We start from the raw sequence: 7,717 nt of genomic DNA, 5'->3' as shown, positions 1-7,717 counted from the left end.
GGTGTACATAGCGTGATCCCATTTCACTATCTAGATCATTTTGTACATTATTAAAGTCATAGTTCCACATTAACGTTGGTAACCGCTGCTTTAAACGTTGGGTAATCGAATTAATGTCTTGATTCATGTCTGACTCAAGGCGCTCTTTCGCAACGTGATAATTATAGTATCCGAAAACGCCCAGTAATAAGGTCGCCAATACCATTAAAACGACGGCTAGCCGCATCCCTACTTGATTCATCATTTACACCTGCATCGTTGCAGCCAAGGTCTGAGTTTGAAAACGTGCTTTATCGAAAGCTTTGAGTACAGCACGTTCTTTTAACGTCATTTTCTCACATACTGAGCCGACCCACTCCCAATTGGCATGCTCAATGTGCTTACATAACATTAACAATTCACCATAACGTCCTGATTGAGACAAGAGTGCATTTTTCGCTTCTTGGTCGAGATCAAGTTTCCCAACTAAATCTTCCATTGGCGCTGCCAACATAGCATCAAGCAGTGAAAAGGCACCAACTAAAAAGGCCTCATCAGGATCCATACCTTTTATCATTGGCGCCGCCTGTTGCATAAAAATCGCACGGAGTATCGCGGATGTCTGCAAATGAGAGCATTCTTGATGATTCATATTCGACATAATGAGTAAGGATATTAACCGACGCAACGACTCGAGCCCTAGATAGACAACCGCTTGCTTCGGGTTTGTGATCGGCTTTTTTTTCGATTTAGCCAGGATGTTCGCACTGGTTACAACTTTATAGAGTAACGAGACATCACGAGAAATCACGTCAGTGATTTCATCAATATCATGAGGACTACGATTAATCACGATGCAAGCATCTAATAAGCTGATCACGGATGGCGCCACATCATTATGACTTTTTACTTGCGGCTGTTCAAAAAAATAGCCCTGAAACAGACTAAATCCAAGTTGCTTGGCCAGCATAAACTCGTCTTTCTTTTCAACTTTCTTAGCAAGAAACCGGATGTCTGGATAATCCGACATTGTGCTAACCCAGTTCATCGGCTCCTCTTTTGCCATACTGACAGTAATGACATCAAACAGATGCAAATGCCGCTGCCAGCGGTTAGTAAACACAGTGCTGTCACCCTGTATCGTAAACCCTGCTTTTCGGTAGGCCTCTAGCTGTTTAATCAGTACAGGCGTTGCTTTGCACGTCTCCGTAATATAGAGAACCAAACGCGCGACAGGAATAGAAAAGGGTATCTCATCTAATAAGGCCGTTTCTGAGAAACTCACGACATAGCGCAAATCATCATCAAGCTCCTTTCCCGATAGAAAGTTGGCACTTAAAATCCGCGATGTTGCGGTATCTTCATCAATCGAGGGAAATTTGTTTTGTAACCCTTCACGAAATAATAAATCGCTACCCCACTGATTTTGCTTGTCGTCAAAGATCGGCTGGCACGAAAAAAAAATCTCACTCACAATGTACTCCCCCCAAAACGATCCCTTAGTACAAACTTAGACCAAAGGAAGGACTTTTGATCGTTTTTTTGATTAAAGTGAGTATGTTAAGTCCATTTCCCTACCAAGATAGTGCCTTTTACTTGGGAGAAATCATGAATTTTGCTACGCTTCCCGCAAAGACACTAAGAGGATAAATCATGGATATCTTAAACCAGCTCGCTGATGATGCCCCCGAGCACGAGCCGGATTCGTTACCGTCACTCGACGAACAAAAAGCGATTGTGRCAAAACTCAAAGCGCTTGAGGAAAAAGGCGAGCTCACCGACGACGTATTGGCGCAGTATTTTGCCGCCAAACAAAAAGACACAAGCGACGAAGAAGAGTAAACTCAACACGATAAAGTGACCTTGTCACTTTTTAAATCTATCCTATTTTGCGCTATGAGTGTGATAGCCGAGACGTGCCAATGAAAGATGTGAGCCTCGCAGGATTGATACTTGCGTGACAGGGATAGATAGCAAGTGAGCGAAAAAGATACGCCCCGAGTTCAATCTTGGGGCGTTTTTTTGGTTTACTCAGGCGCAATGCCGTCGGTTTTCGCCGCACAAATAAAATCATTTTTGTGCAGGCCTTTAATCTTATGCGACCACCAAGTCACGGACACTTTACCCCACTCCAGCAAGATAGCCGGATGGTGGCCTTCTWGCTCAGCCAGTTCAGCTACTTGGTTGGCAAACGCCCACGCCAACTTAAAGTTGCGGAAAGTAAACTCGCGTTCGAGCTGATCAATCCCATCTCGCGTCACTTTGCTCCATTGTGGGATATCTTTAAGCAGCGCCGGCATTTCCTCAGCACTGACCAATGGGGCATCAATATTACAGGCTTCACATTTCAACTCAGTTAGTTCAGACATGTTGCGTTTCCTTTTGCTGTTCTGTCTTTTTCGGTTTGGGCGGGAACAAAGGCGCATGAAGGCCCAGTTCCATGGCTTGATGCACATCAGCAATCAAATCACGTTGGCTGATGGCAAATAAGTCGTCAATCGACTCAATGGTAAAGTAAATGGGTTGCATGATGTCAATCCGATATGGCGTGCGCATGACATCTATCACTTCTAAAGGCTTACGCACCGCTTTGTCGCTATTAAAGGCGTACTCGGTCTCCGCCGGCGAAGACAAGATCCCGCCGCCATAAATGCTGCGATTGCCTTGCGCGTCACTGAGTAAACCAAACTCGACCGTAAACCAATACAAGCGTGCAAGATAGACGCGCTCTTTGGGCGTGGCCTGCTTACCGAGCTGACCATACATATGGGTAAATTCAGCGAATGCTGGGTGGGTGAGCATCGCACAGTGACCGAAGATCTCATGAAAATAATCCGGCTCTTGCAAGTAATCAAAGTCTTCTTTGGTGCGCAAAAAGGTCGCCGCGGGGAATTTTTTATCCGCCAATAAGGCGAAGAAATGGTCGAAATCAATCAATGCAGGCACGGGGGCCACTTGCCAGCCCGTCTCTCGCATTAACACTGCATTGACATCTGGGATCTGTGGCACCGTGTCATGCGGCAAGTCGAGCAGTCGTAAACCGTCGAGATATTCCTGACACGCTTTGTCTTTGATACACGCAAGCTGCCGTGTGACTAACTGTAGCCATACATCGTTTTCTTGTGCCGACCAGGCTACACGACCTAGCTCATCAAGTGGTTTGGATTCGTATTTACTCTGTTTCACGTTCACCGCCTTGTGTCGTTGTCTGGCGTAAAAATCGCGCGTAAACAGCGGCCCTTAGCCTTACGCAATGTTTCCGTTACTCACAGATTACGTCGACTTTGCAGAGAAAATCATCTCCTCACCTCGGTTTCAATTTTACCTTTGCGTAACATTTATTTTACATTGTGCGTTCAAAAGGCTGTCGCTACGGGTAATGCCTCACCCTCGAGGGATCCGCGTGCTTGCATGGCTCGTAGTGGTTGAGAAAGGCCTAACTGCAGGGACGAGTGATGAATTTACAACTGAGCGAACTGATAAATTACGACAACATTGACAAGATTCAGATCCGCGGCATTGATGGCATGTTATATCAAGCAATAGCCTTTTTGCGTCACGGCGATACGGTGGAGCAGAAGCTGATTTACCACGGCGATAAGCCCTATCTGTCCCGCAGCTTGCTAGCGGTGAAAGATGATTTTGAATGGATTAACGCCGCGCAATACGTGTYAGTCACTGACACGGCGTATGACGAAATGATAGGGCTTGGCACGGAAAAGCCTWTATCGACCCTAGAGCAGCCATTGCATTGGAAATAACTCAACAATGCCCCAACCTACGGGGCAATTTCTTCTCCATCCCATGCAAACAGCCGCCCAGTATGGCGACTGTCGAGGCCATCCAATACCGACAATAAGTAGCCAGCCGATTGGGCCGGACTGAATAATTTGCCTGGCTTAACATTGGCTTGAAATGGCGCGGATAAATGACTGTCGACGGTCCCCGGATGCAGACCAACCACGGTCAATGATTTGTCCTGGCGGCCAAGTTCAATGCTCATGCATTTGATCAGCATGTTCACCGCCGCTTTACTTGCACGATAGGCGTACCAACCGCCCGCACGGTTGTCACTAATACTGCCCACGCGCGCCGACAAGATAGCGAGCTTCGCCTCAGCGTTACGTTTCAGTTTGGCCGCTAGATGTTTGCTCAACAGCAGCGGCGCAACGGCATTCACATCAAAAAGCTGGTGCATGGCCTCACTGCTGCACGCCGCGAGGCGTTTTTCTGGGCTGACCGAATCATCATGGAGCATTCCCGAAGCAATGATCACCATATCTAAACTGTTATCATCGATGTGCTCGGCCGCTGCTTGTATCGATGCTTCATCGCGAATGTTCACCGTCACCGGGGTGACTTTTTCACTTATCTCAGCAAGTGGCGCGGGGTCACGCCCCAAGGCAAAGACTTGCTGAATGGATGGCTTGTCGAGCAATGCGCGGCAAAAAGCTTCACCCATCGCGCCACCTGCGCCGACAACCGCCACACGTTGTATAGAATCACTGTTCATTCTCTTGGCTCCTCAAACAAAAAGAGATGCAAACTGCATCTCTTTAGTTAGGGATGGGGCGATCTTGTCGATCACCGTACGTTAAAACTATAGCTTACGTAACACAACCATGAGGTAAAGCCCGCCTATCAAGGAAGCAATGATCCCAGCTGGCATTTCTTGCGGATACAGCCATTGTCGTCCTAGCCAATCGGCAAACAGCATCAATCCCATGCCAATCAATCCGGCGGTGATCATGTGCGCGCGGGCATTTTTCGCACCCCAACTGCGCGCAATATGCGGAGCCATCAAGCCGACAAAACTAAGCGGCCCTACCACCAAGGTGGCACTGACGGTCATGACCGCGACGAGGGCCAGCAACAGCATGCGGGCACGCCCTACCTTTACCCCTAGCGATTGAGCAGTTTCGCCACCGAGCGGCAAAATATCGAGCCACCGCTGACACATCAATCCCAGTGCCACCAGCACCGCCGCAACCAAGGCCAATGTAGTCACTGTGCTGTCGGTCACATAATAGGTTGAGCCTGAAATCCAAGCGAGGACTTGATACGCGCGAGGATCACCGCCCGCCATCAAGAAGCTTTGTACCGCTTGCATCAGTGCGGCAATGGCTACGCCAGTGAGCAACACCTTTTCTGGCTGGAAGCCGGTTTTGTGATTGAGTAGCACAATCAACGCCAAGGTCGCGCCCGCACCGATTAATCCGCCGACATACAAACTCAGCATAGACGCGCCCATGCCCGCAAAAATAGTGACAATCAGCCCCAGCGCCGYGCCGGCACTGATCCCCATCACCTCAGGGCTCGCCATCGGGTTGGCACTTAAACGCTGAAGCACGGCACCCGCAACAGCAAGCACACCGCCCGCCAATGCCGCCGCCAGCAAGCGTGGCAAGCGCCATTCCAACAAAGACCAATCGCCGCTGAGCGCCAGCCACTGCCAGCCCTCACTTTGACGCGATACGGTGGCAAAAATCACCACACCTAACACCAGTAACATCAACGTTCGGCCTAACGGCCAATCCTGACGCGGTGCGGGCGATCCCGATTGCATCTGTTGGCGTTGACGATTCCCCAGTGACACCCGTGGCAACAACCACAAAAGAAGAGGCGCCCCTAACGCTGCCGTCGCCGCCCCAGTGGGCACCATCATGGCCCGGCGGCCAGGTAACAGTTGGACAGCCAAATCGGTGGCTGCCAACATCAATGCGCCTAAAATCATCGCCAGGCTCAATCGGGTGATGAGCTTACGTGCGCCACATAAGCGCGCAATCGCGGGCGCGGCGAGACCGACAAAGCCAATCACGCCAATCAAGCTAACCACCCACGCGGTCAGAAGCACCGATAGCCCCAGAGCAATTACGCGGATTTTCGCCAGTGATACGCCCAAGCTTTTCGCTCCTTCATCCGAAAGACTCAAGACGTTGAGCGGCTTTAATAAGGCAAGGATCAACACGACCGCCAATCCAACACGTGGCAGTAAGGCTTGCACACTGTGCCAGTCGGTTTGCACCATCGAGCCCGCGCCCCACACCATCATGCCGTGTAGCGCTTCTTGATTCATCAACAGCAGTACAGTGCTGAGCGCACCGCAGTATAGATTTAGAATCAAACCCGCGATCACCACCACGGTGGGCGATAGGCCGCGTCGCCATGCCAGCGCAAACACCACCAGCATAGTCAGCACCCCGCCAGATATCGCCACCATCGCGCTCGACCAAGTCAATAGCCAAGGGGCATAAAGCGTAGCTAGCATCAGCGCCAAACTGGCCCCGTTTGCAACCCCAAGTGTCGACGGTGAGGCCAGTGGGTTACGCAACACCTGTTGCATTAAAGTACCGGCCAGCCCCAAACACGCCCCAGCCAGTAACGCGGTGACCAAGCGCGGCCACCAGGTTAAATGCATCACCACCCCAATCGACGCACTGTCATCCAGCGACCACAACGACTGCCAAAGCATGGAAACATTCACATCCCACTGCCCCAATTGAGTGGAGGCGAGGCTTAACAGTGCCGTCAGTAACGCCAAGGGTACCCATAATAGTTTCAGTTTCATGACTGCTCCCCTTGTTCAGGGTCGGTCAATGCCACGGTCACAAGGCGGGCAAAGCGTAACGCCGATGGAATCGCACCAAAACTCCATACGGGGTCAATCATCAATGGCGTACGTCCCGTACGTTTAACCAAATATTGCCAAAACATATTGGTCTTAAGGGTTTGCTCCACACCCGCGGGGAGCGGGCGCACAATCACCAGCTGCGCATCAAGGTCTAGCAGCTCGCGGGTGGAAACCATGCTAAACCCCCAACTATTGGTGGTGTTTTGCCACGCATTGCTGAGCCCCAATTCACTGATGGCGGCGTGATACAAGCTGTTGGTCCCAAACACCCGCACATGATTGGGGTCTAGGAACTGGATCATCAGCAGCGGAGGCTGTTCACCGGGGATCGTATCGCGCAAGCTCGCCAATTGCTGTTTCGCATTGGCAATCAGGGTTTCACCGGCCTCCGGACGGTTAGCTTCGCGCGCAATTTGCCGCGTCACGGTTTTTAACGACGTCCAGCTTAGGCCACTTTCATACAGAGGAATCGAGCTGACCGGCGCAATGGTACTTAGCTTGGGCGTCATCGCCTTAAAAATGGGCGAAATCAGAATTTTATCGGGGTGAAGCTCAGCCAAACGCTCCATATTCGGCTGGGTGCGAAGCCCAATATCGACCGTTTTTTCTGGAATGGGCGGGGCTTTCACCCACGAATTGTAATCCGCCTTTTGCGCGACCGCGACGGGCGTCACCCCCAAGGCCAATAAGGTTTCAGTTTGGGTCCAATCCAGCGAGAGAATACGAGGCGACGCGCTGACGCTCGCTGACATCATGGCCGCGGTCAGCCAGACCATAAGCGTCAGAAAAGAGGACTTGATCATACTGGCGATAACTCCCCCGGCATAGCGACCGCATAGCCGGCGGCATGATCGGCAATCGGCATTTCAATACCATAAATCGATTTGAGGGCCGACTCTTGAAACACATCACTAACCGCACCTTGAGTCAGGACTTGCCCGCTGTGCAAGGCGACAATCTCATCACAAAAACGCGCCGCCATATTAATATCGTGCACCACAATAATGATGGACTTATCCAGCTCTCGGCTGAGTTTTCGCACCAAGGTCATCACTTCAACTTGGTGGGCTACATCTAGTGCAGATAGCGGCTCATCGAGCAGTAAGT

General features: G+C 50.8%; 9 protein-coding genes and 1 pseudogene. 2 read left to right on the top strand and 8 right to left on the bottom strand.

What is annotated here, in order from left to right:
- Nucleotides 1-244: hypothetical protein (locus BZG79_RS08785; protein ID WP_199877667.1), on the bottom strand; the 244-nt coding region annotated here is incomplete at its 3' end.
- Nucleotides 245-1,453: an HDOD domain-containing protein gene (locus BZG79_RS08780; RefSeq protein ID WP_077774214.1), complete on the bottom strand. Its 1,209-nt coding sequence runs from the start codon at nucleotides 1,451-1,453 to the stop codon at nucleotides 245-247.
- Between the two features lie 179 nt (nucleotides 1,454-1,632).
- Between BZG79_RS08780 and BZG79_RS08775 the strand changes: the two genes are divergently transcribed.
- Nucleotides 1,633-1,821 carry a restriction endonuclease subunit S gene (locus tag BZG79_RS08775; RefSeq protein ID WP_077774213.1) on the top strand — a complete coding sequence of 63 codons (189 nt, stop codon included), beginning with the start codon at nucleotides 1,633-1,635 and terminating at the stop codon, nucleotides 1,819-1,821.
- Nucleotides 1,822-2,006: 185 nt separating this feature from the next.
- Here BZG79_RS08775 and BZG79_RS08770 read toward each other — a convergent pair whose 3' ends face one another.
- On the bottom strand, nucleotides 2,007-2,348 hold the full coding sequence (locus BZG79_RS08770) for a 4a-hydroxytetrahydrobiopterin dehydratase (protein WP_077774212.1): 342 nt from the start codon (nucleotides 2,346-2,348) through the stop codon (nucleotides 2,007-2,009).
- Nucleotides 2,341-3,213 carry a phenylalanine 4-monooxygenase gene (gene phhA, locus BZG79_RS08765; RefSeq protein WP_077678819.1) on the bottom strand — a complete coding sequence of 291 codons (873 nt, stop codon included), beginning with the start codon at nucleotides 3,211-3,213 and terminating at the stop codon, nucleotides 2,341-2,343. Before phhA ends, BZG79_RS08770 begins: the two co-directional genes overlap by 8 nt.
- Before the next feature lie 221 nt (nucleotides 3,214-3,434).
- On the opposite strand from phhA, the gene BZG79_RS08760 reads away from it, so the two are divergent.
- On the top strand, nucleotides 3,435-3,740 hold the full coding sequence (locus tag BZG79_RS08760) for a DUF6482 family protein (protein WP_077774211.1): 306 nt from the start codon (nucleotides 3,435-3,437) through the stop codon (nucleotides 3,738-3,740).
- A gap of 17 nt (nucleotides 3,741-3,757) precedes the next feature.
- Here BZG79_RS08760 and BZG79_RS08755 read toward each other — a convergent pair whose 3' ends face one another.
- From BZG79_RS08755 to BZG79_RS08740, 4 genes and pseudogenes are all read right to left on the bottom strand, one after another.
- The gene (locus BZG79_RS08755) at nucleotides 3,758-4,492 is read right to left on the bottom strand and encodes an SDR family NAD(P)-dependent oxidoreductase (protein ID WP_077774210.1); all 735 of its coding nucleotides are present in this window, start codon (nucleotides 4,490-4,492) and stop codon (nucleotides 3,758-3,760) included.
- An 87-nt stretch (nucleotides 4,493-4,579) separates the two neighbouring features.
- Nucleotides 4,580-6,547 carry a Fe(3+)-hydroxamate ABC transporter permease FhuB gene (fhuB, locus tag BZG79_RS08750; RefSeq protein WP_077774209.1) on the bottom strand — a complete coding sequence of 656 codons (1,968 nt, stop codon included), beginning with the start codon at nucleotides 6,545-6,547 and terminating at the stop codon, nucleotides 4,580-4,582.
- Nucleotides 6,544-7,413, bottom strand: coding sequence for an iron-siderophore ABC transporter substrate-binding protein (locus BZG79_RS08745; RefSeq protein ID WP_077774208.1), 870 nt, complete (start codon nucleotides 7,411-7,413; stop codon nucleotides 6,544-6,546). Before BZG79_RS08745 ends, fhuB begins: the two co-directional genes overlap by 4 nt.
- Nucleotides 7,410-7,717, bottom strand: a pseudogene (locus BZG79_RS08740) (Fe3+-hydroxamate ABC transporter ATP-binding protein FhuC); the annotation flags it as partial. The pseudogene BZG79_RS08740 and the gene BZG79_RS08745, both read right to left, overlap by 4 nt.

The sequence above is a fragment of the Salinivibrio sp. MA427 genome (assembly GCF_001996115.1).
Taxonomy (GTDB): domain Bacteria; phylum Pseudomonadota; class Gammaproteobacteria; order Enterobacterales; family Vibrionaceae; genus Salinivibrio; species Salinivibrio costicola.
This window is presented reverse-complemented; position numbering and strand designations above follow the sequence as displayed.

Bases quoted from the DNA above. Each gene is read 5' to 3' on its own strand.
- BZG79_RS08755 (WP_077774210.1), bottom strand. From the start codon at position 4,492: ATGAACAGTGATTCTATACAACGTGTGGCGGTTGTCGGCGCAGGTGGC.
- BZG79_RS08745 (WP_077774208.1), bottom strand. From the start codon at position 7,413: ATGATCAAGTCCTCTTTTCTGACGCTTATGGTCTGGCTGACCGCGGCC.